We start from the raw sequence: 24922 nt of genomic DNA, 5'->3' as shown, positions 1-24922 counted from the left end.
CTTGGCTGCTGTGGAAAACCGCCGGGCGCGGGGTACGGCTTGGGATGGCCGTGCCCCGCGCCCGGCGGCGCCAGAGGTGGGTGTCAGGGGTGGGTGTCAGGGGTGGGTGTCAGAAGGCGCGGCGGCGCATCCACAGCCATACGAAGGTGACCGCCAGCGCGGCCAGCCCCAGGCAGATCGCGCCCTCGGCGAGCTGGAGGTCGCGCATGTGGGCGATCGGGTGGTGCTCGGAGTACTCCCAGGACGCGCCGTGCTCGGCCAGGCAGGCGTCGAAGTCGTCGGCCGGGTAGCAGGGGCCGGCGTCGAAGATCGTGCGGTCGGCACGGGCCGCCTGCGGCTGGACCAGGACCCAGTCCTCCTCGCGGAGCTGCGGGACCGACCGGCCGAAGGAGACGACGGGCGACACCACGTGCGAGCGGATCGTCGTCAGCAGCGCCGTCACCGCGCCCATCGCGCCGAGCGTCAGCACCATCGCGGGCAGCGTCCGCCGGGTCAGCGTCCCCGCCATCGCGCCGAGGGCCACGCCGAGCGCGGCGTACCCGAGGACGGCCGGGCCGGTGGAGACGAAGGCGGTGGGCGAGTACCAGTACAGCCCGATCGTCGCCTGCCCGGCGCCCTCCAGTGCCCACGAGCCGAACCAGGCGGCGACGCCCGTCCCGGCCATCAGCGCGCCCATCGGCAGCGCCAGCTTGTGCAGCAGCCAGCGCTCCCGGGTGATGCCCTGCGCCCACACCAGCCGGTGCGTGTCCGCCTCCAGTTCACGGGCGATCAGCGGCGCGCCCACGAAGAGCCCGCCGAGGAAGGGCAGGGCGAGGATGCCGGCCAGCAGCAGGCGCAGCGGGGTCGAGTACAGGCCGCGGTACTCCTCGATGGCCTCCAGGCTCGACGAGCACCGCTCCGGCCCGCCCATCAGCGGGCAGCCGGTGATGCCGTGGGCCGCCTGGTGGGCGACGGCGCCGTTCCGCAGCAGCACGGCGGTGACCACGAGGGCGGCGACCAGCGCGAGCCCGGTCCACAGGGCGCCCCGGTGCTGGCGCCACACCAGCCAGGTCATCCCGTGCAGCAGGCGGCGGGGACCGGGGTCCCGGTCGGTGGCGGACTCCCTCTCCAGGGTGGCGGTGCTCATGCGGCGTGGTCCTTCGCGGCGAGGTGCGTCGGGGCGGGCGGGGTCGCGGACGGGGTGAGGAGCGGGGACGCCTCGGGCGAGCGGAGGTAGGCGAGGAGCAGTTGCTCCATCGAGGGCTCGGCGACCGTCCAGGTGGGCCCGGGGGCGAGCGACCCCCGGCGGCGCACCATGGCGGTGAACTGCCGTCCGCTCGTGGTGGATTCGACGACGGTGTGCCCGTCCAGCGGAGAGGCCGCGCCGGGCGCCGGGAGCACGCCGGTGACCAGGCTGTGCGCCCAGGCCAGTTCGTCGGCCTCCCCGGCGAGCCGTACCCGGCCGCCGGCGAGGACGAGCAGGTAGTCGCAGACGCCCTCCAGTTCGGGAAGGGTGTGGGTGGACATGACGACGGTCGTCCCCGACTCGGCCGCCTCCGCCATCAGCACGCCGGTCATCTCGTGCCGCACCAGCGGGTCGAGGTCGGCCATCGGCTCGTCGAGCAGCAGCATGCGCGGCCGCTTGCCGAAGCAGAGGGCGAGGGCGAGGCGGGTGCGCTGGCCGCCGGAGAGGCTGCCGGCCCGGGCGTGGAAGGGGATGTCCCCGCCGCGCACGATGGCCTCGGCGCGCCCCTGGTCCCAGCTGTCCCCGTTGAGTTCGCGCCCCATCCGCAGGGTGTCGGCGACGCTCAGGCGCGGGTAGAGGGGCTTGGACTGCGCGAGGTAGCCGACCTGGCGGCGGGCCCGGCCGCCGCGCGGGTCGCCGCCGAAGACGCGCAGGGTGCCGGCGGAGGGGCCGCTGACCCCGGTGGCCAGCGACATCAGGGTGCTCTTGCCCGCGCCGTTGGGGCCGACCAGGCCGCAGATCCGGCCGGCGGGGAGGCGGAAGGCGCACTCCTCCAGGGCCCAGCCGCGCCGGTAGCGCTTGCCGAGCCCGGTCGCCTCCAGGGCGACCAGTCCGGCGGCGGCCGGGTCGAACTGCTCTGTGTACACGTGCGTGCTCTCTCGTTCTTGAGGGAGGTCCGGGCGGCCCGGGGGCGTACGGCCGCTCTCGCCGGGGAGGGTCAGGGGTGCGTGGGCCCGGCCTGCGACGGGGAGTCCGCCGTCGCGTAGACCTCGGCGCGGCAGGCGTCGAAGAGCGCGGCGGCGTCCTCGGCGTCGAGCCCCGCCTCCTCGGCCTTGCGCAGCCAGGCCGTCAGCTCCTCGCGCAGCGGCGCCTGCGAGGCGGCGTCCGTGCTGCCCAGCCCGCGCCGCACGAAGGTGCCGCGCCCCGGCTGGAGCTCGACCAGCCCCTCACGCTCCAGCTCGCGGTAGGCCTTGAGCACGGTGTGCGGATTGATCGCCGCCGTCTCGACGACCTCCTTGGCCGTCGGCAGCTTGTCCCCGGGGACCAGCACCCCGAGCCGCAGCGCCTGCTTGGTCTGCAACACGATCTGCATGTACGTCGCGACACCGCTGCGCCGCTCGATCTGGTACGTGATCACGCCTGTGCGTCCTCCGTGCTTCGTGCTCGGTCGCCGTCACCATCATTGTGTATATGGAATAGCACAATGATGGTGGACGGGGGCGTGGCTCTTTGTCAATCGCGGGCACGGCGAGGACCCGGCGGGTGGTGTTCCCGCCGGGTCCTCGGTGTGCTGTTCCGCGTGCTGCCCCGTACTGCCGCGTGTCGGTGCGGCTACCGCGCCATGGCGCGGTCGAGCCGGGCCGCGAGGGCCTCCAGCCGCTCGCGGGCGGCTCCGCCGTCACCCTGGCCCGGCGCGGTGGTCGCCTCGGCCCGCAGGGCGTCCGGCTCGATGCCCGCCCGCCGGGCCAGGACCAGCACGGTGGCGACGAAGCCCTCGGAGAGGGCGAGGATCACGTGGTGACCGGTCCGCAGGTGCCGCGCGACCAGCGCCTCCGTGTACTCCCGGAAGGCGCCGGCCTCGATCTGGCACTCGTCCCCGTCCATGGGCCCCAGCCCGGACGCCATCCCCAACTCGTCCTCGTGCAGCCGCACGTGCGCGAGGAACAACCGCGATGCCCCGATCGACGGGTTCCACAGCGTCTCGTCCCCGACCTCGTAGTACTGGCTCACGCGGGCACGCCCCCGTCATCGCCCAGCGCCGTCAGCCCGGTCCGTACCGCGCCCGCCGTCGCGTCCAGTTCCGCGCGGTCGCGCACCTGCCAGTCGGCGTCGAGGCGGAACGAGTCGCCCGCGTACCGGGGAAAGACGTGCAGGTGGACGTGGGGGATCTCCTGGAAGGCGGCCTCGCCGTCGGCCAGGAAGAGGTTGACCCCCTCGCAGCGCAGGCCGGAGCGGCGCAGCCCGCGCCCGATCCGGTGCGCGACCCGCCACACCTCGGCCCCGAGCTCCTCGGGCAGGTCCTCGAACCCGGCCGCGTGCGCCTTCGGCACCACCAGGACATGGCCGGGCGTCACCGGCTGGAGGTCCATGAACGCGACCACCCGCTCGTCCTCGTGGACCGTACTGGCCTCCGCCTCCCCGCGCGCTATCGCGCAGAAGAGGCACCCCCGTTCCGCCCCCACAGCCATCGCGTCCGTCCCTTCCTCCGGCGCCCGCGCGCCTCACCCCACGACACCAGGCACAACGCCCGCCGCGCGAGCGAATTCCCGCTCCGGGCAGCCATGTTCGCGCCGCCGGGGCGAACATGGCTGCCGGACCCTCCTCCCGCCCGTCACCCGTTCGGCCCATCCCTCCGCGCGCTCCGGCAGGGGCGCCCCGACGCTGGTGGAAGCCACGCCGTCGATGAGAGGGCACCCGACATGAGTGATCAGCACGAGACCCCCGACCCCCGCGAGGCGCACAGCGGCGCGCACCACGCCGCCGCCGACGTCCCGGAGGACGACGCGCCCCGCCAGGCGTGGGCCACCGGCGGCACGGTCCTCGCGGGCGTCCTCCTGCTCCTCCAGGGAGTCTTCGGCTTCCTCCAGGGCATCGCGGGCATCGCCGACAACACCGTCTACGCGGGCCTCGGCGACTACGCCTTCAAGATGAGCGTCACCAGCTGGGGCTGGATCCACCTCTTCCTGGGCGTCCTGGTCGCCATCACCGGCTGGTGCATCCTCACCGGCCAGACCTGGGCCAAGGCCACCGGCGTCGGCCTCGCCGCCGTCGCCGTCATCCTCAACTTCATGTGGCTGCCCTACCTCCCCCTCTGGGCCCTCCTCAACATCGCCCTCGGCATCTTCGTCATCTGGGCCCTGTGCACGGAACGCCCGGACGCCCCCACGCTGTGACCACAGCGGCCGCCCTGCGGCGGCCGCCCGGAACCGAGCGGGACACGACCGGACCGGGTCGTGTCCCGCTCACCCGTGTACGGGACGGGTCGCGCCGGAGCGCCCTACGCGGAACGGCCGGGGGGACGGGTCCGCAGGACACAGTCGCCGCACGTCGCGGCCGGCACGCGGTAGTACAGGCAGCAGCTGCGGCGGGTGAAGGCGACGCCGAGGCCCTCCTCGTGGAGGAAGGTGCCGGTGCCCTCCAGCGGGGCGCGGGCCAGCAGGTGTTCGACCAGGGGGACGGGCGGACACGGGGCGTCCGGCACCCGGTCGAGGAGGACGCGTACGGCGCCGACCAGCGCGGAGGCGGCGTTGCCGCGCAGGATCTGCGGGGAGAGGGCGTACCGGCCGCGCACCGCCTCGTCGAGCGGGGCGAGGTGGTCGACGGCGACGGCCCGGTGCAGGGCCTCGGGCAGCGGCCCGGGCAGGGGGCGCGGTGCGGGCAGCCGCAGCTCGACGGGCCCGGAGGACGGCCGGCGCCACCACAGGCGCCCGGGGCCGAGATCGGGGACCACCCCGCCGAGCGCCGCGCACCCCAGCGCCACCGACCAGAGCCGCGAGGCGAGCCCGAGCTGCGCGGTGGAGGCCGCGACCCGCCCGGCCCCGGTCCCCATCCGCCGCCCGATCTCCTCCACGTGCCCGGCGATCCCGTCCCCGTACAACTCGGCCACCGGCCGGAACCCGCCCTCGGACGGGTCGGCGCGGGGCGTGGGGTCGGCGGCGAAGTAGGGGCCGACGGCGGCGAGGCGGGTCAGCAGCGGGGCGAGGGAGGTCGTCACCGGGCCGGCCCCTCTCCGCTTCAACTCTTCCCACGGCGGCCGTCCTTCGGGCCGCCCGCCCTTCACCGTGGCGGGACCGTCCCGCAGCCTCGCCGGGTTCCCGGCCGCCGCCGCGTGTGCGGGGGATTCTCGCAGGTGGGCGGCGGGCGGCGCCAGAGTGGTCGGGCCGGGTGCTCCGCCCGGCGTCCCGGCGTTCGGGAGTGCCCGGCGGGAGGATGGGAAGAGAAACCGGTCGAGCCGCCGTCGGCCAGGACGCCCGACGACGTACCGCAGACGTACCGCAGCAGACGTACCGAAGAGGAGCGCAGCATGACGAGCACCCCCGGAACCGGCCCCGCCACGACCGCCGCCCACGAACTCGGCATCGGCACCGTCGGCATCTGGAGCGGCGCGCTCCGGGTCTCGGACGGGACCGGGCGGGACGGGGCCATCACCGACGCCGTCGAGGAGATCGAGGCGCTCGGCTACGGGGCGATCTGGGTCGGCGGCAGCGCGAGCGTCGCCGACGCCGAGGCGGTCCTCGCCGCCACCCACCACCTGCGCGTCGCCACCGGCATCCTCTCCATCTGGGACCACCCGGCCGAACGCGTCGCCGAACAGGCCTCCGACGCCAACCGCGCCCACGACGACCGCTTCATCCTCGGCATCGGCGCCAGCCACCAGCAGCTGGCCCCCGAGGAGTACGCCAAGCCGTACACCGCGATGCGGGAGTACCTGACCGCCCTCGACGAGGCTCCCCATCCGGTCCCCGCCCGGCAGCGCGTGCTCGCCGCCCTCGGCCCGAAGATGCTCCAGCTCTCCAAGGACCGGGCCGCCGGGGCCCACCCGTACCTCGTCACCGAGGACTACGTCGCCGAGGCCCGCGAGGCCCTCGGCACCGGCCCGCTGCTCGCCCCCGAACTGAAGGTCGTCCTCGACGACAACCTGCCCCGGGCCCGCGAGACCGCCCGCGCCTACCTCCGCTTCTACCTGGAACTCCCCAACTACACCAACAACCTCCGCCGCGCCGGCTTCGGCCCCGCCGACTTCGAGAACGGCGGCAGCGACGCCCTCCTCGACGCCGTGGTCGCCTACGGCGACGCCGACCGCATCCGCACCCGCGTCACCGCCTTCCACAAGGCCGGCGCCGACCACGTAGCCCTCCAGGTCGTCACCCCCAACCCCATGCAGGACCTCCCCATCGCCGAATGGCGAACCCTGGCGGCGGCCCTGGAACTCCCGGGGGCGACAGGCTGACGCCCCCCCGACAAGCCCGGCCGGCGCCACATCCCAGCCCGGCCGGCGTTTGAGGCCATCTGTGACGGGTGCGCCCGGGAGGCGCGCGTACTCCCCCACTCGCACGTCGGCGATCCCAGCCCGGCCGGCGCTTGAGGCCATCAGTGACCGGCGAGCCGGACTCCCCGCACCCGACCCCAGCCTGGGCCGAGGCAAGCCCCACCCCACCCGGCGCCGCAGGCAACCACCTTGCAGCGCACCCCCGTTGCCTGGCACTATCCCGCTGACCGCCCGGCGGACCGGGACGGAACGACTGCCACCGCTCACGGGCGGCGGGCGTGCCGCGTGACGGCGGCAGCGGCGTCAGCCGCACAGGCGGCGAGGGCCGCCGGGAGCGGGCGTGGCGCGGGAGCGCCGAGGCGGACGTCACCGGGCCGAGCGGTACCGGCCGGTGACGTCGCCCGTGCCCGGCACGTACCGGACGTCAGTCCCGCGCCGCCCGCACGGCGGTCCGCAGATAGGGCGCGGCCGCCAGCAGCGGAGCCCGGACCCCCGCGTGCCGCCGGCAGTACGTCCACCAGGCGCGCGGCGGCAGCTCGCCGGCGCGGCGGCGCAGGGCCTCGCGCACCCCGATCCCCGGCTCCTCCCAGGTGGGCGGCAGCGGCACGGCGTGGCGTTCGCCGACGGCGCGCGGGGCGACGAAGGCGGGCACCTGGACACGGCGGGCGCGCAGCCCGTGGTCGAGGTCGCCCAGGGTGTGGCGGAAGGCCCGGTCGAGGTCGCCGGCCCGGTCGCGGGCGGCCCGGGGCAGCAGCACGGCCGCCCCGTCGTAGGTGTCGCAGGGCTCGGTGCGCCCGCTCGGCTCGACCAGCGGCAGCCGGTGCGGGAGGCGGGTGCGGCGGCGGCCGGAGTAGGCGAGCGGCCCGCTGCCGGGCCGGGCGCCGGGCACGCCCCCGTCGCGTACGGCGCCGACCACCACCGCGGTGTCGCCGAGCGCCCGGGAGGTGGCCAGCAGCAGGGCCAGCGCCTCGTCGGCCAGGACCACCTCGTCCCGCAGCCAGAACTGGTGGGTGAACGGGGTCGCCCCGGCCGCCCTGCTGTTCCGGCTCGCCATCCGGATGCCCTCGCCCCACCGCACCCGGGGCCCGGCCCGGTGCACCTCGACCTCGGGGTGGGCGGCCCGTACCGCCTCGGCGGTGCCGTCCCGCGACCCCGCGTCGACCAGGTGGACGCGCAGGGCCGTACCGGGTGGCAGGGACCGCTGGTCCGCGAGGGCGTCCAGCGCCCGCAGGAGCTGCCGCCGCCGGTTCCGCGAGGTCATCAGCACCGCCACCACCGGCGCCCGCCGCCCCACGTACGACGTACGGGCGGCCTCCTCCAGCGACACCGCGGCGCCCCCCACCCGCCCGCCCCCGGCGACCTCCTCGTCCTCCCCGGAAACGGGCTGCGACGGCTCCACCCGGACCTCTCCTCACGCTCACCCTGCGCGCTTCCGCGCGGCAGGCACAATTACCCGTATATGTCCCGACTCGCCCACAGTCTCTGCCTTCGGCCGGGTCATTCCCCCGACCGACCCGGCCCGGCCCGCCCCCATTTCCGGCCCGGCCGGCGTTTGAGGCCGACCGGTGACGGACACCCGAAGCCCTCGGAGCACGCTCGACATCAGCCCGGCCGACGCTTGAGGCCACCTCAACTGACGCCGGACGGCTCCCTCCAAAGTGGCTCTGACCTGGTAAAACGAGCCGAGCTGGCAGCTCTCTGCACAACCAGGCAGAACAAAACTTGAGCCCGTCCGACTCAACCGCATTGACGCGCCGCGTCCCCTCGTGCATCCTTGAGTGAGTTCCACTCAAGTAGTCAGCTGGAGGAATTGACATGGCACGTGCGGTCGGCATCGACCTGGGCACGACCAACTCGGTCGTCAGCGTTCTGGAGGGCGGCGAGCCCTCCGTGATCACCAACGCCGAGGGCGCCAGGACCACGCCGTCCGTCGTCGCCTTCGCCAAGAACGGTGAGGTGCTCGTCGGCGAGGTCGCGAAGCGTCAGGCGGTCACCAACGTCGACAGGACCATCCGGTCGGTCAAGCGCCACATGGGCACCGACTGGAAGATCGACATCGACGGCAAGAGCTTCAACCCGCAGCAGATGAGCGCCTTCATCCTGCAGAAGCTCAAGCGCGACGCGGAGTCGTACCTGGGCGAGAAGGTCACGGACGCGGTCATCACCGTCCCGGCCTACTTCAACGACTCGGAGCGCCAGGCCACCAAGGAGGCCGGCGAGATCGCGGGCCTCAACGTCCTGCGCATCGTCAACGAGCCCACCGCCGCCGCCCTGGCGTACGGCCTCGACAAGGACGACCAGACGATCCTCGTCTTCGACCTCGGTGGCGGCACCTTCGACGTGTCCCTCCTGGAGATCGGCGACGGCGTCGTCGAGGTGAAGGCCACCAACGGTGACAACCACCTCGGCGGTGACGACTGGGACCAGCGCGTCGTCGACTACCTGGTCAAGCAGTTCCAGTCCGGCCACGGCGTGGACCTGGCCAAGGACAAGATGGCCCTCCAGCGCCTCCGCGAGGCCGCCGAGAAGGCCAAGATCGAGCTGTCCTCGTCCACCGAGACCTCGATCAACCTGCCCTACATCACGGCCTCCGCCGAGGGCCCGCTGCACCTGGACGAGAAGCTCACCCGCGCCCAGTTCCAGCAGCTCACCTCCGACCTGCTGGAGCGCTGCAAGACGCCGTTCCACAACGTCATCAAGGACGCGGGCATCCAGCTCTCCGAGATCGACCACGTCGTTCTCGTCGGTGGCTCCACCCGCATGCCGGCCGTCGCCGAGCTCGTCAAGGAGCTGACCGGCGGCAAGGACGCCAACAAGGGCGTCAACCCGGACGAGGTCGTCGCCATCGGCGCCGCGCTCCAGGCCGGTGTCCTCAAGGGCGAGGTCAAGGACGTCCTGCTCCTCGACGTCACCCCGCTGTCCCTCGGTATCGAGACCAAGGGCGGCATCATGACCAAGCTCATCGAGCGGAACACGACGATCCCGACCAAGCGGTCCGAGATCTTCACCACCGCCGAGGACAACCAGCCCTCCGTGCAGATCCAGGTCTACCAGGGCGAGCGCGAGATCGCGGCGTACAACAAGAAGCTCGGGATGTTCGAGCTGACGGGTCTGCCGCCGGCCCCGCGCGGTGTCCCGCAGATCGAGGTCGCCTTCGACATCGACGCCAACGGCATCATGCACGTGACCGCGAAGGACCTGGGCACGGGCAAGGAGCAGAAGATGACCGTCACCGGCGGCTCCTCGCTGCCGAAGGACGAGGTCAACCGCATGCGCGAGGAGGCCGAGAAGTACGCGGAGGAGGACCACAAGCGCCGCGAGGCCGCCGAGTCCCGCAACCAGGGCGAGCAGCTCGCGTACCAGACCGAGAAGTTCCTCAAGGACAACGAGGACAAGGTCCCCGCTGAGGTCAAGACCGAGGTCGAGGAGGCCGTCGCCGAGCTGAAGGAGAAGCTCAAGGGCGAGGACACCGCCGAGATCCGTACGGCCACCGAGAAGGTCGCGGCCGTCTCGCAGAAGCTCGGCCAGGCCATGTACGCCGACGCCCAGGCCGCGGGCGGCGACGCCGGCGCCCAGGGTGCCCAGGGCGGCGAGCAGGCCCAGCAGGGTGACGACGACGTGGTCGACGCCGAGATCGTCGACGACGACAACGACAAGCGCAAGGGCGGTGCGGCGTGACCGAGGAGACCCCCGGATTCGACGAGCAGCAGGACGCTGACGTCACCCCCGGTGCCTCCTCGGACGACGCGGCCGAGACCGCCGGCCCCGCCTCCTCGGAGGCGGGCCCGGCGGGCGCGGGCACCGACGCCACGGCCGGCCTGACGGCCCAGCTGGACCAGGCGCGCACGGCTCTCGCCGAGCGCACCGCCGACCTCCAGCGGCTCCAGGCCGAGTACCAGAACTACCGGCGGCGGGTCGAGCGGGACCGGGTCACCGTCAAGGAGGTGGCGGTCGCGGGCATGCTGTCCGAGCTGCTGCCCGTCCTCGACGACATCGGCCGTGCCCGCGACCACGGCGAGCTGGTCGGCGGCTTCAAGTCGGTCGCCGAGTCGGTGGAGGCGGTCACCGCCAAGCTGGGCCTGGTCCAGTTCGGCAAGGAGGGCGAGCCCTTCGACCCGACCATCCACGAGGCCCTGATGCACAGCTACGCGCCCGACGTCACGGAGACCACGTGCGTCGCGATCCTCCAGCCGGGGTATCGCATCGGCGAGCGCACCATCCGGCCCGCCCGGGTCGCGGTGGCCGAGCCCCAGCCGGGCGCCCAGCAGGCCAAGCCCCAGGCGGACGCCAAGGCCGAGCAGGCCGAGGCCGAGCCGGAGGCGGCGAAGCCGGACGAGGAGAACGGTGGCCCGCAGGAGGGCTGAACCGCTCACCGCCGCCGCGGTCACCTTCACCGGTGACCGCGCGGCGGTGACGTCGCAGTGGAAGGAGGGACGTCGGCGATGAGTACCAAGGACTACATCGAGAAGGACTACTACAAGGTCCTCGGCGTCCCCAAGGACGCCACCGACGCCGAGATCAAGAAGGCGTACCGCAAGCTCGCCCGGGAGAACCACCCGGACGCCAACACGGGCAACGCCAAGGCGGAGGAGCGCTTCAAGGAGATCTCCGAGGCCAACGACATCCTCGGTGACCCCAAGAAGCGCAAGGAGTACGACGAGGCGCGCTCCCTCTTCGGGAACGGCGGCTTCCGCCCCGGTCCCGGTGGCGGCGGCTCCGGCGGCAACTTCAACTTCGACCTGGGCGACCTCTTCGGGGGCGGCGCCCCCGGCGGCGGCCAGGGCCAGGGCGGATTCGGCGGCGGCCTCGGGGACGTCTTCGGCGGACTGTTCAACCGCGGGGGCGCGGGCGCCGGTACGCGCACCCAGCCCCGGCGCGGCCAGGACATCGAGTCCGAGGTGACGCTCAGCTTCACCGAGGCGGTGGACGGCGCGACGGTGCCGCTCAGGATGTCCAGCCAGGCGCCGTGCAAGGCGTGTTCGGGCACCGGCGACAAGAACGGCACGCCCCGCGTCTGCCCGACCTGCGTCGGCACCGGCCAGGTCTCGCGCGGCGGCGGGGGCGGCTTCTCGCTCACCGACCCCTGTGTGGACTGCAAGGGCCGCGGCCTGATCGCCGAGGACCCGTGCGACGTCTGCAAGGGCTCCGGCCGGGCCAAGTCCTCGCGCACCATGCAGGTCCGCATCCCGTCCGGGGTCTCGGACGGCCAGCGCATCCGGCTGCGCGGCAAGGGCAGCCCGGGTGAGCGCGGCGGCCCCGCCGGCGACCTGTACGTGGTGGTGCACGTCGGCAAGCACCCGGTCTTCGGGCGCAAGGGCGACAACCTCACCGTCACGGTGCCGGTCACCCTCACGGAGGCGGCGCTCGGCGGCGAGATCCGGGTACCCACCCTCGGCGGGCCCCCGGTCACGCTGAAGCTGCCGCCGGGCACTCCCGCGGGCCGCACCATGCGGGCCCGCGGCAAGGGCGCGGTCCGCAAGGACGGCACCCGTGGCGATCTGCTGGTCACCGTCGACGTGGCGGTCCCCCAGCACCTGTCCTCCGAGGCCCGTGAGGCCCTGGAGGCGTACCGCAAGGCCACCGCGGACGAGGACCCGCGGGCGGAGCTGTTCAAGGCAGCGAAGGGAGCGTAGGCCATGGACCGGGACGGACGACGTCGCAACCCCTACGAACTGACGGAAGACACCCCGGTGTACGTCATTTCGGTGGCGGCCCAGCTGAGCGGGCTCCACCCGCAGACGTTGCGCCAGTACGACCGTCTCGGCCTGGTGTCGCCCGACCGCACGGCCGGGCGGGGCCGCCGCTACTCGGCCCGTGACATCGAACTGCTCCGCCAGGTGCAGCAGTTGTCGCAGAACGAGGGCATCAACCTCGCCGGCATCAAGCGGATCATCGAACTGGAGAACCAGGTGACCGCGCTCCAGCAGCGCGTCGCCGAACTCTCCGCCGCCGTGGACGGCGCCGCCGCCCAGATGCGGCAGCGCGAGGCCCAGGTGGAGGCCCAGGTGCACGCCTCCTACCGCCGCGACCTCGTGCGGTACGAGGACGTGCGGCACACCAGCGCGCTGGTGGTGTGGCGGCCGGGCCGGCCCGCGGGCGAGTAGCACCGCGTTCCCCGCGCGAAGGGGCCGGAAGCAGTACGTACTGCTTCCGGCCCCTTCGGCGTTCCGGCCGGATTCCGCCGGGCGCCGGGCTCAGTCCGTCTCGTCCAGGAGGCCGGAGCGGGCGATGAGGTAGCCGAGCTGGGTGCGGCTGCCGCTGCCGAGGGTGGTGGCCAGTTTGGCGATGTGGCTGCGGCAGGTGCGGACGTTCATGCCCAGGCGCCGGGCGATGGCGTCGTCCACGTGCCCGTCGACGAGGAGTCGGGCGATGGAGCGCTGGATGCCGGTGATGCCGTCCAGCTCGGGGCGGTAGGTGACGGGCTGTTCGTCCCACGGGACGGCGTGCCGCCAGAGCTGGTCGAAGACACCGACGAGGTACTCCACCAGGCCGGGGTGGCGCAGCTGGAGGGCGACCTGCCGGTCCGAGCGGCCGGGGATGAAGGCCACCTTCCGGTCGACCACGATCAGCCGGTCGATGATCTCCTCCAGGGTGCGCACCTCGACATCCGCGCCGACCCGGTCCACGTAGGCGATGGTGGCCGAATGGTGCCGTGCGGTGTGCTGGTAGAGCGTGCGCATCTTCACGCGGCGGTCGAGCAGGGGCGTGACGCGGCGCAGCCCCTCCGCTATGGTCCCCGGTTTACGGCCACTGCCCGGCTGCACCGTGAGCAGTTCCTCGGAGCATTCCGCGACGACCCGGTCGAGGGTGGTGTTGATGAGCCCCAGCCCTTCCAGCACGGTGATGCCGCTGGAGGCGACCGGGTTCTGGGCCGCCATGGCGAGGAAGGGCGCGAAGGTCTCGGTGAGGCCGATGGCGATGCGCCGGCGTTCCTGGATTTCCTGCTCGATGGGGTGGACGAGATGGCCTAGCGCTACCGTCGGGGGCAGCGGCCGCAGCCACTCGGGATCGTCCGGATCGGCGTGCACCAGCGCCAGGTCGATGAGGCAGGGCGCCTGTTCCACCTCCGTCCGGGGTATCCGGCCGGTCCGCAGTGCGTCCGCATAGAGCTGCTGGCCCGGCGCGCACAGCTCCCGCCGGCTGTGAGGATGCCCCGGTATTTATCCTTCTGTCCCCATAAGAACCCCCCTCAGGGTCATGCATTACAGGAACATGATGCCTGTATCCGCTGGTGCGAGCGGTCCTGGTGAGCGATCGTCATGTGCACGGGGGAGGAGGAAATGATTAGAAGAGGTGGAGATCGTCCATGAGCAAGATGGTTCGTGTACTTTGCGCTTTCGCGGTCGCGGCTGCCTTCGGTGCGATCGCCAGTGGCGAGCCCACCTGGGAGAGCCAGCCCGCTTCCTCGGTGCTGGCTGAGCCGACCTGGGAGAGCAACCCGGTGGCGGTCCAGTCGGAGCCCACCTGGGAGTTCGCCCCGACCGGCGAGCCCACCTGGGAGGTCACTCCCGCCGGTGAGCCGACCTGGGAGTTCTCCCCGACGGGTGAGCCCACCTGGGAGTTCGCCCCCGCCGGCGAGCCGACCTGGGAGGACCAGCCCACGGATGTCCAGGCATGAGTATGCCTCCGGACGACCATTCCTTCCGGCGTGAGATGGCCGCGGCCTACCGTTCCGGATGGCACTTCATCGACCTGGTCAGTGCGGTGCCCGAAGGGGACGAACCGCTGACGGTGACGCTCTTCGGTGAGCCGATCCTGGTCGTCCGGGACGAGGAGGAAGGGGTCCGCGCCTACCGGGCCCTGCGCCGCCCCCGGGGTGCCCCCCAGCCCGTGCGCTGCGCCATCCGCTACGGCATGGTCTTCGTCAACCTCGACCAGCGTGACCACCAGCCGGTCGACACAGAACTTCTCTCAGCCACCCCCCGCAGCGCCTGAGACGCGATCCCCCCGTCGTCACAGATCGCCCAGGCGCTCCCCCCGGCAGCGACGTCACCGTGGACCTGAACACGGTGGCGTCGCTGTCGTTGTGGGGTCCCGGCGTTCTACGCCTGGGGCAGGTTCCCCATCGCCCTGCTGACCGCGATCTCGATGACCACGCGGGACGGGTTCTCGCGGGGCTCGCGGAGGTAGCGGACGGCGTAGCGGCGTTCGGCGTCGGCGACGCGGGCCGGGTCCTCGCTGACGGTGGCGGTGCCCTCCAGGGTGGACCAGTACCGGCCGGCCAGTTGGCAGACGGCGACGCGGGCGCCCTCGGGGCCGGCGGCGCGCACATGGCGGACCTTGGTGGTGGCGCCGCCGGTGATGATGCGGGCCAGCCGCTCGTCCGGGTCGTACGTCACGCCGACCGGGACGACGTGCGGGGTGCCGTCCGGGCGGGGGGTGGTGAGCGTGCTGACGTGCTTCTCGCGCCAGAAGGCGAGGAAGCCCGCGGGGGGCGCGGTGAGGTCGAGAGCCATGGCCGCAGCGTACGGCCGGGGGTGCGCCCGCCGGTGAGCGGGAGCACCCCCGGCCGTGGGGGAGGGGGTCACTCGCCCCGGGCGCGGGCCTTCTTCGCCAGGCTCCGGATGGAGAGGAGGGCGAGGAGGGAGAGGGCGATGATGTAGCCGGAGACCGCCATCGAGGTGCCGGTCGCCTCCAGGAGCAGCACCATGAGGAACGGGGCGAGCCCGCCGCCGGCCACGGCCGCGATCTGGTAGCCGAGCGAGGCGCCGGTGTAGCGCATCTGCGGCGTGAAGAGTTCGGCGAACAGGGCCGCCTGCGGGCCGTACATGATGCTGAGGAAGCAACTGGCGACGAAGGTGCCGACGGCCAGCCAGAGCAGCGAGCCGGTGTCGACCAGCAGGAAGAGCGGGACGGCCCACAGGGCGATCCCGGCCGCGCCCGCCGCGTAGACGGGCAGCCGGCCGACGCGGTCGGAGAGGGCGGCGGAGGCGGGTATGAGGACGAGCTGGGTGAGGCTGACGCAGAGGGAGACGGCGAGGACCGGGCCGCGTGCCATGCCCAGTTCGCGGGTGGTGTAGTCGAGGATGCCGGTGATCAGGATGTAGAAGGTCGCGGTGTTGACGGCGAAGGAGCCGCCGGCCAGCAGGACGGTGCCGAGGTGGCCGCGGAGGATGGTGCGCAGCGGGGAGTTCTGCTCGCGCTTCTCCTTCTCGGCCAGGGCCTGTTCGGCCTGGCGGAACTCGGGGGTCTCCTCGACCCGGGTGTGGATGTACCAGGCGAGGATCAGCACCAGCAGCCCGACCAGGAACGGCACCCGCCAGCCCCAGCTGGTGAACGCGGAGTCCGAGGTGAGCGCGCCGGCCGCCAGGAAGACGCTGTTGGCGGTGACGACGCCGATGGGGACGCCGAGCTGCACGACGCTGCCGTAGATGCCGCGCTTGCCCTCGGGCGCGTACTCGGTGGCGAGGAGCATCGCGCCGCCCCACTGCGCGCCGACGGCGACGCCCTGGGCGATGCGGAGCAGGACCAGCAGGATCGGGGCGGCGACGCCGATCGTCTCGTAGGTGGGGAGCAGGCCGATGCCGGTGGTGGCCAGGCCCATCACGGTGAGGGCGAGGACCAGCATGGGCTTGCGGCCCTTCTTGTCGCCGAGCTGGCCGGCGACGATGCCGCCGACGGGGCGGGCCAGGAAGCCGACGGCGAAGGTGGCGAAGGCGGCGAGGACGCCGGCGGTGGGGTTGTCGGCGGGGAAGTAGAGGTCGCCGAGGACGAGGGCGGCGGCGATCCCGAAGATGAAGTAGTCGTACCACTCCACGGCGGAGGCGAGGGCGGCGGCGCCGGCGACACGTCGGCGGTCGGGGGTGACCGGGGCTGCGGGGGGCACGGGCTGAGCGGAGGCGGGGCTGTCCATGCGGGCACGCTCCGATGGGTGCGAGGGGGACGGTTCCCGGGAACGTACTGACCGGACGGTATGGGGTCAACGGTCGTGCACGAGGTTGTTGGCGCGGCCGGAATCGGGGATGACCGGAGGGCCTTGAGTGGACTAGACTCAACTTTGTGCACGGTGGCTCTGTCAGTACCGTCGCGGTCAGGGCTGGGCCTGTGCTGGTCGGAGCGGGACCCCGGCGCGACAGGCCGGGCCCGGCGGGACACCATGAGCCGGGCGGCACGCACGACGTACGAGGCACGACGGGACGGACGGACGAGGAGACGAAGACGTGGACGCAGAGCTGACCAACAGGAGCCGGGACGCGCTGAACGCGGCGACCACCCGGGCGGTCTCGGCGGGCAACCCGGACCTGACCCCGGCCCACCTGCTCCTGGCCCTCCTGGAGGGGCAGGACAACGAGAACCTGGTCGACCTCCTGGCCGCCGTCGAGGCCGACCAGGCGGCGGTCCGCGCGGGCACCGAGCGCGTCCTCGGCTCGCTCCCCGGCGTCACCGGCTCGACCGTCGCCCCGCCGCAGCCCAACCGGGACCTGCTCGCGGTCATCGCCGACGCCGGCCGGCGCGCCAAGGACCTGGGCGACGAGTTCCTCTCCACCGAGCACCTGCTGATCGGCGTCGCCGCCAAGGGCGGCCAGGCCGCCGAGGTGCTCACCGGGCAGGGCGCGACGCCCGAGAAGCTGCTGGAGGCATTCCAGAACACACGAGGAGGACGCCGGGTGACCACGCCCGACCCCGAGGGGCAGTACAAGGCGCTGGAGAAGTTCGGTACGGACTTCACGGCCGCCGCCCGTGAGGGCAAGCTCGACCCGGTCATCGGCCGGGACCAGGAGATCCGCCGCGTCGTACAGGTGCTCTCGCGGCGCACCAAGAACAACCCGGTCCTCATCGGCGAGCCCGGCGTCGGCAAGACCGCCGTCGTGGAGGGGCTGGCCCAGCGCATCGTCAAGGGCGACGTCCCCGAGTCGCTGAAGGACAAGCGGCTCGTCTCGCTCGACCTCGGCGCGATGGTCGCGGGCGCCAAGTACCGCGGCGAGTTCGAGGAGCGGCTGAAGACGGTCCTCTCCGAGATCAAGGAGAGCGACGGCCAGATCGTCACCTTCATCGACGAGCTGCACACCGTGGTCGGCGCGGGCGCAGGCGGCGACTCCGCCATGGACGCGGGGAACATGCTCAAGCCCATGCTGGCCCGCGGCGAACTGCGCATGGTCGGCGCGACGACGCTGGACGAGTACCGCGAGCGGATCGAGAAGGACCCGGCGCTGGAGCGCCGCTTCCAGCAGGTGCTGGTGGCCGAGCCCAGCGTCGAGGACTCCATCGCGATCCTGCGCGGCCTCAAGGGCCGGTACGAGGCGCACCACAAGGTGCAGATCGCGGACAGCGCGTTGGTGGCCGCCGCGACCCTCTCCGACCGGTACATCACCTCCCGGTTCCTGCCCGACAAGGCCATCGACCTGGTCGACGAGGCGGCCTCCCGGCTGCGCATGGAGATCGACTCCTCGCCGCTGGAGATCGACGAGCTCCAGCGCTCGGTCGACCGGCTGAAGATGGAGGAGCTGGCGCTCGACCGGGAGACCGACCCGGCCTCCCGGCAGCGGCTGGAGAAGCTCCGCCGCGACCTCGCCGACCGCGAGGAGGAGCTGCGCGGGCTCACCGCCCGCTGGGAGAAGGAGAAGCAGTCCCTCAACCGCGTGGGCGAGCTGAAGGAGCGCCTGGACGAACTGCGAGGCCAGGCCGAACGCGCCCAGCGCGACGGCGACTTCGACACCGCCTCCAAGCTGCTCTACGGCGAGATCCCCACCCTGGAGCGGGACCTGGAGGTGGCGTCCGAGGCCGAGGAGGAGGCCGCCAAGGACACCATGGTCAAGGAGGAGGTCGGCCCCGACGACATCGCGGACGTGGTCGGCTCCTGGACCGGCATCCCGGCCGGGCGCCTGCTGGAGGGCGAGACGCAGAAGCTGCTGCGGATGGAGGCCGAGCTGGGCCGCCGCCTGATCGGCCAGAGCGAGGCCGTCCAGGCCGTCTCGGACGCGGTGCGCCGCACCCGGGCCGGGATCGCCGACCCGGACCGCCCGACCGGCTCGTTCCTCTTCCTCGGCCCGACCGGCGTCGGCAAGACCGAGCTGGCCAAGGCGCTCGCCGACTTCCTCTTCGACGACGAGCGGGCCATGATCCGCATCGACATGAGCGAGTACGGCGAGAAGCACTCGGTGGCCCGCCTGGTCGGCGCGCCCCCCGGCTACGTCGGGTACGAGGAGGGCGGCCAGCTCACCGAGGCCGTGCGGCGGCGTCCGTACAGCGTGGTGCTGCTGGACGAGGTGGAGAAGGCGCACCCGGAGGTCTTCGACATCCTGCTCCAGGTGCTGGACGACGGGCGGCTCACCGACGGGCAGGGCCGGACGGTCGACTTCCGGAACACCATCCTGGTGCTGACCAGCAACCTCGGCAGCCAGTACCTGGTCGGCTCCGCGCCCGAGGAGGAGAAGCGGCGGCAGGTCATGGAGGTGGTCCGCTCCTCCTTCAAGCCGGAGTTCCTCAACCGGCTGGACGACCTGGTGATCTTCTCCGCCCTGGACGAGGACGAGCTGGCCCGGATCGCCGGGCTCCAGATCGCCGGGCTGGCCAGGCGCCTCGCCGACCGCCGCCTGAGCCTGGACGTGACGCCCGAGGCGCTGGCCTGGCTGGCCAAGGAGGGGTTCGACCCGGCGTACGGCGCCCGGCCGCTGCGCCGCCTCATCCAGACGGCCATCGGCGACCGGCTCGCCAAGGAGATCCTGGCCGGCGAGGTCCGCGACGGGGACACGGTCCGCGTCGACCGCGTCGAGGACGGCCTCCTCGTCGGCCGCGCCGAGGGCTGACCGGCCGCCCCGCACCCCGCGTGCCCGCCGTACGGATTGAGCCCTCGGCGGACACGCGGGGGTGGCGGGGCCGCGGGGTTGCCAGGGGCGGGCGGGGATGGGAGAGGATGCACGGGAAACCGTACGAAGGGAATCACACGGTGAGCATCGACCCGTCCTCCATTCCGAATTTCGGGGGCAAGCCCGAACCGCAGGCAGCAGGACCGGCGGGCCCCGTCGTCCCCGACCAGGATCTGGTCAAGCAGCTGCTGGACCAGATGGAGCTCAAGTACGTCGTCGACGACGAGGGTGACCTCGCGGCGCCGTGGGAGGAGTTCCGCACCTACTTCATGTTCCGTGGCGAGGGCGACCAGCAGGTCTTCTCGGTGCGGACGTTCTACGACCGGCCGCACCAGATCGACGACAAGCCGAAGCTGCTCGAGTCGATCGACGACTGGAACCGCCGCACCCTGTGGCCGAAGGTCTACACCCACACCCACGACGACGGCACGGTCCGCCTCATCGGCGAGGCCCAGATGCTGATCGGCACCGGTGTGGCCCTGGAGCACTTCGTCTCCTCCACCGTCAGCTGGGTCCGCGCGGCCATCGAGTTCGACCGCTGGCTGGTCGAGCAGCTGGGCCTGGAGTCGGAGGTCGACTCGGCCGAGCCCAAGAACGACGAGGAGTAGGGGGCACCCCCTCCCGCCCCACGGCACCCCGGAGCCCGTCCCGCACCCCAGCGGGGCGGGCTCCGGCGCGTCCGCCGACGGCTCACCCCTCGTACCTCCCGTACGTCCCGGCCAGCTCCGCCACCGTCCGCGCCACCGCCGCCCGCAGCCCCGCCGGAGCCAGCACCTCCGCCTCGGCCCCCAGCCGCAGCAGGTCCCCCACGGCCACCGCCTCCGCCTCCACCGGCAGCCGCACCTCCACCCACCCCGCCGCGTCCGGCTCCCCGGCACCTGCGACGGCCTCGCTCCCCGCCGCCCCGAAGAGCATCGGCAGCAGCCTCACCGCCCGGGGCGACACGCGCACCACCGCCGTATCCCGGCGCACCGCCGCCGCCAGCCGCTCCGCCGACCGCGCCCAGTACTCGGCCAGACCGAACCCCTCGGGCCGCGCGAACCGCGCACCCGTCACCTCCGCCTCCGCCAGCCGCGCGATCCGGTACGTCCGCACCGGGCCGTCCGCCCGCTCGCCGGAGGCCGCGACCAGGTACCACAGGCCGCCCTTGAGGACGATCCCGAGCGGGCACAGCTCCCGGCGCACCTCACCCCGCCACCGCCGGTAGCGCGCCCGCACCACCCGCTGCTCCCACACCGCCCGGGCGACCGCCGCGAGGTGCCCGGCCGGATCGGCCTCCCGGAACCAGCCCGGCGCGTCCACGTGGAACCGCTCCCCGACCAGCCGCATCCGCTCGGCCGCCGCGTCCGGCAGGGCCGCCCCGACCTTCCGCCGGGCCGAGGCGAGCACCGGGCCGAGCCCCAGATCCTGGGCCTGCCCGGGCAGCGCGGCCAGCGGCAGGGCGCCCGCCTCGGCCTCGTTGAGGCCGGTCAGCCGGGTGCGGTAACCGTCCAGGAGGCGGTAGCCGCCGAGAGGCCCGCGCTCGGCCACGACAGGGACCCCGGAGGCGGCCAGCGCCTCCACGTCCCGGTAGACGGTACGGACCGACACCTCCAGCTCCGCGGCGAGTTCGGGCGCGGTCAGCCGCCCCCGGTTCTGGAGCAGCAGGAGCAGGGAGACGAGCCGGTCCGCACGCATGCGGGCATTCTGCGCCCCCGCCACCGGTACCTGACAGGAGGTGTCAGGTACGCCCACCAGGCTCTCCGGTGCGAGGACGGCACCCGCCGCCCGCTCCCCTCCGGAAGGACCCGCCCCCATGCCCGCCGAGAACCCTGCGCCCGCCGAGACCCACGGCCACTTCGTCTGCGACGACTGGCAGGAATCCCCCCTGGGCCCGCAGGACGGCCCCGTCCGCCTGGCCCGCGCCCTGGTCGCCAACACCTACTCCGGCGCCATCGAGGCGACCCGCACCACCTGCGCGTACACCATCGCGTACACGGTCCCCGAGGACGGCTCCGCCCCCACCACCGGCTTCTGCACCGGCATCCAGCTCCTCACCGGCACGGTGGCGGGCCGCACCGGCACCTTCGTCCTGGAGGAGCGCGCCACCTTCACCCCCGAAGGCGTCGAATGCGCCTTCACCGTCGTCCCCACCCACACCGCCGACCCCCTCCGACGCCTGGCCGGCTCCGGTTCGTACACGGCGCGGCACGGGGAGCGGAAGGTCGCTTACCGGTTCGCCCACGAGCTGGGGTGAACGGGGGCGAGGGTGGCGTTCCGGACGTGCGTGGGCCCGCGGAACGACCCCGCGCGCCCAGTGCGCCGTGCGCCGCCCCCGCACGCCCCTGCGCCGGGGGTCCGTGGCTCCCGCACTCCGGCGACACTCTGAGGATGGCTGTCACTCATCCCGGTGCGGAGTCGGCGTCCGTCTCCTTCACCGACCTTTTCCGGAACCCGCGGGGCGTCGCGGCGAGGGTCGCGACCGCGGGGCGGCTCCGCCTCACCCTCCAGGACGCGCCGGACCTGGTCCTGACCACGGCATCGGTGGCCGAGATCGCCGAGAAGAACCTGACCACGGCCTCCCGCCTCTTCCTCGCCCTGCTGAAGCAGAAGGACGGCGCCAAGTCCCTCCAGGCGGCCCTCCCCGAGGTCTTCCCCTGGACCCGCCACCTCGACGCCCGCGAAACCCGCGCCTTCACCCTCGAACTCCTCGAATCCCTCTCCGACGCCGCCGAGTTGAGCACGGGCGACGGGGTGCGCCGGGCGGTCGTGTCATGGCGGGCCATCGCGCGGGGGAAGGCCGAGTCGAGGGGCCGGGGCCGACCCTGACCGGCCGCCTGGCACGTGCTGGTCAGCCGCTCCCGGCGGCCTCGGACAGTACGGCGTCGGCCACGGTGTCCCGTACCTCGTCGCGGGTGGGCGTGCGGCCCGGTCCCTCGTAGGTGCGCGGAACACCGGGTCGTTCCTGGTGCTGCCCTCCGCCATCTCCTAGCCCCCCAGCCCCGCCAGCCTCTCCGCCGCCTCGTTCAGTACCTCGTCCTTCTTGCAGAAGGCGAAGCGGACGAAGGGGGAGCCGGCGGGCTTGTCGTCGTAGAAGACGGCGTTGGGGATGGCGACGACGCCGGCGCGGGAGGGGAGGTGGCGGCAGAAGTCGATGCCGTCGGTGTGGCCGAGGGGGCGGACGTCGGTGGTGATGAAGTACGTGCCCGAGGGGCGGAAGACGCCGAAGCCGGCGGCGGTGAGGCCGTCGGTGAGCAGGGCGCGCTTGGCGCGCAGGGAGTTGCGCAGGTCGTCGTAGTAGGCGTCGGGCAGGCGCAGGGCCTCGGCGATGGCGTACTGGAAGGGGCCGGCCGAGACGAAGGTGAGGAACTGCTTGGCCGAGCGGACGGCGGAGACCAGGGCGGGGGTGGAGGTGACCCAGCCGACCTTCCAGCCGGTGAAGGAGAAGGTCTTGCCCGAGGAGGAGATGGTCACGGTCCGCTCCCGCATCCCCGGGAACGAGGCGAGCGGCAGGTGGGCGCCGTCCAGGACGAGGTGTTCGTAGACCTCGTCGGTGACGACCAGGAGGTCGCGTTCGACGGCGAGTGCGGCGACGGCGGTGAGTTCGTCGCGGGTCAGCACGGTGCCGGTCGGGTTGTGCGGGGTGTTGAGCAGGAGGAGGCGGGTGCGCGGGGTGACGGCGTCGCGCAGCTCGTCGAGGTCGAGGCGGAAGGTGCCGGACTCGGTGTCGGGGCGGAGCTGGACGGGGACGCGGGTCCCGCCGGCCAGCGCGATGGAGGCGGCGTAGGAGTCGTAGTACGGCTCCAGGGCGATGACCTCGTCGCCCGGCTCGACCAGGGCCAGCAGGGAGGCGGCGATGGCCTCGGTGGCGCCGGCGGTGACCAGGACCTCGGTGTCGGGGTCGTAGGTGAGCGCGTACCGGTGCTGCTGGTGCTCGGCGATGGCGTGGCGCAGCTCGGGGACGCCGGGGCCGGGCGGGTACTGGTTGCCGAGGCCGTCGCGCAGGGCCCGGACCGCGGCCTCGCGGACCTCCTCGGGGCCGTCGGTGTCGGGGAAGCCCTGGCCGAGGTTGATGGCGCCGGTGGCCTGGGCCAGGGCCGACATCTCGGCGAAGACCGTGGTGCCGAATTCGGCCAGCCTGCGGTTGAGGAGGGGCCTGTCGTTCATGGTGTTCCGCCGTCCGTCGCGCCCTGTCCGGCGTGCCGGACCCGTGCCGAGCGGCCATTGTGCCAGGCGGGGCCGGGCGGGGGTGTGGGGCGGGGCGTGCGGGCGCGAACCTCTGGAGTTCCTCAACTCCGCTTTGGGCGGCGGGCGGCGGGGGGATCGTCAAGGCGAACCCGTCACGCCGGGCCGCCCGCGACCGGGAGAACCGGTGGGAGGCTCCGGCGGACACAGGGGGACGGGGACGACTACGGGGAGGGCAGTGATGTTCGTATTCGCGGGATTCGTGGTGGTGGGTGTGGTGTGCGTGATCGCGGCGCGGCGGAGCAAGGCGTCGGCGAAGCGCAGGCGCCGGTCCGGCTGGGGGTCGGGATCGGGTTCGGGTTCGAGTTCGAGCTCGGGTGCCGTCGGCGGGAGCTGCGGCGGCGGGGGCGGCTGGTGGGACAGCGGCTCCTCGGACAGCGGTTCCTCGGGCGGCGGTTCGTCGGACGGGGGATCGTCCGGGGGCGGGCACAGCTGCGGTGGCGGCTCCTCCTGCGGGGGTGGCGGCGGCTGCGGCGGCGGCAGCTGACGCACCGCGCGGCCCGCGGCTCGCTTCCGGCGCGCGCTCACCTCGCGTGCGCCGGATCTCGTACGCCCCCGCGTCCGGGGGACCGCCTCGCACGGGGGAGCGCGGGCGTGGGCGCCGGGGGCGTGTCCGTGGGGGGAGGGGGAATCGATTCACCTGCGTGAAGCGGGAATTGGGGCGTGCGGGGCTCGTGTGGCGGGGGCGCCGGTGAGGTTGCGGGTGTAGATGGTTGAACGGTTGAGCTATTTCACCCCCGGGGGGATGGAAACCCTCTGTGATCGGGTAAAAACGCTGTGGCGCCAAGGTGGTTCGTGATTCCCTCGAATCCGTCCATACAGCCCCCCGGACTTCGCCGGCGCCCGCCCGCGCACTCCGAGTTCCCGTGAGGGGCGGCCACCCATTCCTGCGTGTTGCGGAGCCGAGTCATGCTCACGACCCTCAAGACCGTCTACACCGATACACGTGCCTCCGACCTCGCCTGGGCCCTGGGCCGCGAGCCGCTGCCCGCCCTCGCCACCCTCGATCTCCGCCTCGGCGGCACCGCGTTGCAGCTCAGGCTGCTGGGCGCCTCCCACCAGGTCCTGCTGGAGCAGGAGCGCGGCGTCTGCTCGGAGACCGTGGCCTGCATCCCCGGCAGCAAGAGCCCGCTGCCGGTCGGCGTCTCGGAGCGGGTCGGCGACTGGGAGTACGAGTTCTCCGCACGCGTCGAGGTGATGACGCCGAGCGCCTTCTCCGGGCGTGCCCAGGAGCTGCTGGCCCTGGTCGCCGACCACCCGCACGGCCTCGCCGGGGTTTTCCCAGGCAGTCCCGACGCCTTCACCGCCCTGATCGCCCAGTGGCGCGACGGCCAGATGCACTGGCGGACCTGGCACGCCTACCCGGAGGAGGGGCAGCTCGTCGTCACCCGCTCCCGGGCCGGCGCGCGCAGCGCCCGCCGGGTGCGCGAGACGGCGGAGGCGGCCCACTCCTGAACC

General features: G+C 73.2%; 25 protein-coding genes. 13 read left to right on the top strand and 12 right to left on the bottom strand.

All coding sequences use genetic code 11. The features are described 5' to 3' along the window. Positions 1–109: 109 nt before the first annotated feature. From IF45_RS0110895 to IF45_RS0110875, 5 genes are all read right to left on the bottom strand, one after another. Complete coding sequence (locus IF45_RS0110895; RefSeq protein WP_003949210.1) at positions 110–1126, bottom strand: ABC-2 membrane transporter-related protein; 1017 nt, start codon at positions 1124–1126, stop codon at positions 110–112. Then, positions 1123–2091, bottom strand: a complete 969-nt coding sequence (locus IF45_RS0110890; RefSeq protein ID WP_030307023.1) for an ABC transporter ATP-binding protein — start codon at positions 2089–2091, stop codon at positions 1123–1125. The genes IF45_RS0110895 and IF45_RS0110890 overlap by 4 nt, the downstream gene beginning before the upstream one ends. A gap of 71 nt (positions 2092–2162) precedes the next feature. Further along, positions 2163–2582, bottom strand: a complete 420-nt coding sequence (locus IF45_RS0110885; RefSeq protein WP_030307021.1) for a GntR family transcriptional regulator — start codon at positions 2580–2582, stop codon at positions 2163–2165. A gap of 194 nt (positions 2583–2776) precedes the next feature. Further along, the gene (locus tag IF45_RS0110880) at positions 2777–3175 is read right to left on the bottom strand and encodes a DUF6086 family protein (RefSeq protein ID WP_003949207.1); all 399 of its coding nucleotides are present in this window, start codon (positions 3173–3175) and stop codon (positions 2777–2779) included. Then, positions 3172–3627, bottom strand: a complete 456-nt coding sequence (locus IF45_RS0110875; RefSeq protein WP_003949206.1) for an HIT family protein — start codon at positions 3625–3627, stop codon at positions 3172–3174. Before IF45_RS0110875 ends, IF45_RS0110880 begins: the two co-directional genes overlap by 4 nt. A 237-nt stretch (positions 3628–3864) precedes the next feature. On the opposite strand from IF45_RS0110875, the gene IF45_RS0110870 reads away from it, so the two are divergent. Continuing rightward, entirely contained in the window at positions 3865–4338 is a 474-nt protein-coding gene (locus IF45_RS0110870) for a DUF7144 family membrane protein (protein WP_003949205.1), read from the top strand. Between the two features lie 104 nt (positions 4339–4442). Here the strand turns inward: IF45_RS0110870 and IF45_RS0110865 are convergent, their stop codons facing one another. Next, positions 4443–5159, bottom strand: coding sequence for a (2Fe-2S)-binding protein (locus IF45_RS0110865; protein WP_030307016.1), 717 nt, complete (start codon positions 5157–5159; stop codon positions 4443–4445). Between the two features lie 309 nt (positions 5160–5468). Between IF45_RS0110865 and IF45_RS0110860 the strand changes: the two genes are divergently transcribed. Next, positions 5469–6395 (top strand): LLM class F420-dependent oxidoreductase, encoded by a 927-nt coding sequence (locus IF45_RS0110860; protein ID WP_030307015.1) that lies wholly within the window; start codon positions 5469–5471, stop codon positions 6393–6395. 463 nt (positions 6396–6858) lie between these two features. On the opposite strand, the gene IF45_RS0110855 is transcribed toward IF45_RS0110860, so the two are convergent. Beyond that, positions 6859–7833, bottom strand: coding sequence for a glycosyltransferase family 2 protein (locus IF45_RS0110855; protein ID WP_030307014.1), 975 nt, complete (start codon positions 7831–7833; stop codon positions 6859–6861). 416 nt (positions 7834–8249) lie between these two features. Here IF45_RS0110855 and dnaK point away from each other — a divergent pair, with 416 nt between their 5' ends. The 4 genes from dnaK (at position 8250) to IF45_RS0110835 (ending at position 12538) form a co-directional block, all read left to right on the top strand. Beyond that, positions 8250–10112 (top strand): molecular chaperone DnaK, encoded by a 1863-nt coding sequence (dnaK, locus tag IF45_RS0110850; RefSeq protein WP_003949203.1) that lies wholly within the window; start codon positions 8250–8252, stop codon positions 10110–10112. Beyond that, on the top strand, positions 10109–10798 hold the full coding sequence (grpE, locus tag IF45_RS0110845) for a nucleotide exchange factor GrpE (protein WP_003949202.1): 690 nt from the start codon (positions 10109–10111) through the stop codon (positions 10796–10798). The genes dnaK and grpE overlap by 4 nt, the downstream gene beginning before the upstream one ends. Positions 10799–10876: 78 nt before the next feature. After that, entirely contained in the window at positions 10877–12067 is a 1191-nt protein-coding gene (gene dnaJ, locus IF45_RS0110840; protein WP_003949201.1) for a molecular chaperone DnaJ, read from the top strand. Between the two features lie 3 nt (positions 12068–12070). Further along, entirely contained in the window at positions 12071–12538 is a 468-nt protein-coding gene (locus tag IF45_RS0110835; RefSeq protein ID WP_003949200.1) for a heat shock protein transcriptional repressor HspR, read from the top strand. Between the two features lie 90 nt (positions 12539–12628). On the opposite strand, the gene IF45_RS0110830 is transcribed toward IF45_RS0110835, so the two are convergent. Further along, positions 12629–13498 (bottom strand): helix-turn-helix domain-containing protein, encoded by an 870-nt coding sequence (locus tag IF45_RS0110830; protein ID WP_010644751.1) that lies wholly within the window; start codon positions 13496–13498, stop codon positions 12629–12631. A 242-nt stretch (positions 13499–13740) separates the two neighbouring features. Between IF45_RS0110830 and IF45_RS0110825 the strand changes: the two genes are divergently transcribed. Both IF45_RS0110825 and IF45_RS0110820 read left to right on the top strand, forming a co-directional pair. Beyond that, entirely contained in the window at positions 13741–14052 is a 312-nt protein-coding gene (locus IF45_RS0110825) for a hypothetical protein (protein ID WP_010644753.1), read from the top strand. After that, on the top strand, positions 14049–14369 hold the full coding sequence (locus IF45_RS0110820; RefSeq protein WP_003949196.1) for a Rieske (2Fe-2S) protein: 321 nt from the start codon (positions 14049–14051) through the stop codon (positions 14367–14369). Before IF45_RS0110825 ends, IF45_RS0110820 begins: the two co-directional genes overlap by 4 nt. 107 nt (positions 14370–14476) lie before the next feature. Here the strand turns inward: IF45_RS0110820 and IF45_RS0110815 are convergent, their stop codons facing one another. Together IF45_RS0110815 and IF45_RS0110810 are read right to left on the bottom strand one after the other, a co-directional pair. Beyond that, the gene (locus IF45_RS0110815; protein WP_015507593.1) at positions 14477–14890 is read right to left on the bottom strand and encodes a pyridoxamine 5'-phosphate oxidase family protein; all 414 of its coding nucleotides are present in this window, start codon (positions 14888–14890) and stop codon (positions 14477–14479) included. A 68-nt stretch (positions 14891–14958) separates the two neighbouring features. Further along, complete coding sequence (locus IF45_RS0110810) at positions 14959–16287, bottom strand: MFS transporter (protein WP_018895150.1); 1329 nt, start codon at positions 16285–16287, stop codon at positions 14959–14961. Between the two features lie 307 nt (positions 16288–16594). Here IF45_RS0110810 and clpB point away from each other — a divergent pair, with 307 nt between their 5' ends. Further along, complete coding sequence (clpB, locus tag IF45_RS0110805; protein ID WP_008408915.1) at positions 16595–19180, top strand: ATP-dependent chaperone ClpB; 2586 nt, start codon at positions 16595–16597, stop codon at positions 19178–19180. A 140-nt stretch (positions 19181–19320) separates the two neighbouring features. After that, positions 19321–19848: a YbjN domain-containing protein gene (locus tag IF45_RS0110800; RefSeq protein WP_003949192.1), complete on the top strand. Its 528-nt coding sequence runs from the start codon at positions 19321–19323 to the stop codon at positions 19846–19848. 82 nt (positions 19849–19930) lie between these two features. On the opposite strand, the gene IF45_RS0110795 is transcribed toward IF45_RS0110800, so the two are convergent. Further along, entirely contained in the window at positions 19931–20917 is a 987-nt protein-coding gene (locus IF45_RS0110795) for a helix-turn-helix transcriptional regulator (RefSeq protein ID WP_030307013.1), read from the bottom strand. Between the two features lie 118 nt (positions 20918–21035). Between IF45_RS0110795 and IF45_RS0110790 the strand changes: the two genes are divergently transcribed. Together IF45_RS0110790 and IF45_RS0110785 are read left to right on the top strand one after the other, a co-directional pair. Further along, on the top strand, positions 21036–21476 hold the full coding sequence (locus tag IF45_RS0110790) for a DUF3224 domain-containing protein (protein WP_030307012.1): 441 nt from the start codon (positions 21036–21038) through the stop codon (positions 21474–21476). Positions 21477–21610: 134 nt separating this feature from the next. Continuing rightward, positions 21611–22048, top strand: coding sequence for a hypothetical protein (locus IF45_RS0110785; protein WP_008408919.1), 438 nt, complete (start codon positions 21611–21613; stop codon positions 22046–22048). Positions 22049–22207: 159 nt separating this feature from the next. Here the strand turns inward: IF45_RS0110785 and IF45_RS0110780 are convergent, their stop codons facing one another. Then, a complete protein-coding gene (locus IF45_RS0110780) occupies positions 22208–23386 on the bottom strand; it encodes a pyridoxal phosphate-dependent aminotransferase (RefSeq protein WP_030307008.1) in 1179 nt (392 codons plus the stop codon). Positions 23387–24373: 987 nt separating this feature from the next. Between IF45_RS0110780 and IF45_RS0110770 the strand changes: the two genes are divergently transcribed. Next, positions 24374–24919, top strand: a complete 546-nt coding sequence (locus IF45_RS0110770) for a DUF2617 family protein (protein WP_003949182.1) — start codon at positions 24374–24376, stop codon at positions 24917–24919. The last annotated feature ends 3 nt before the right edge of the window (positions 24920–24922 follow it).

The sequence above is a fragment of the Streptomyces albidoflavus genome, from assembly GCF_000719955.1.
Lineage (GTDB): Bacteria > Actinomycetota > Actinomycetes > Streptomycetales > Streptomycetaceae > Streptomyces > Streptomyces albidoflavus.
The sequence above is the reverse complement of the archived record's forward strand: the minus strand, read 5'-3'. Positions and strand labels throughout refer to the sequence as shown.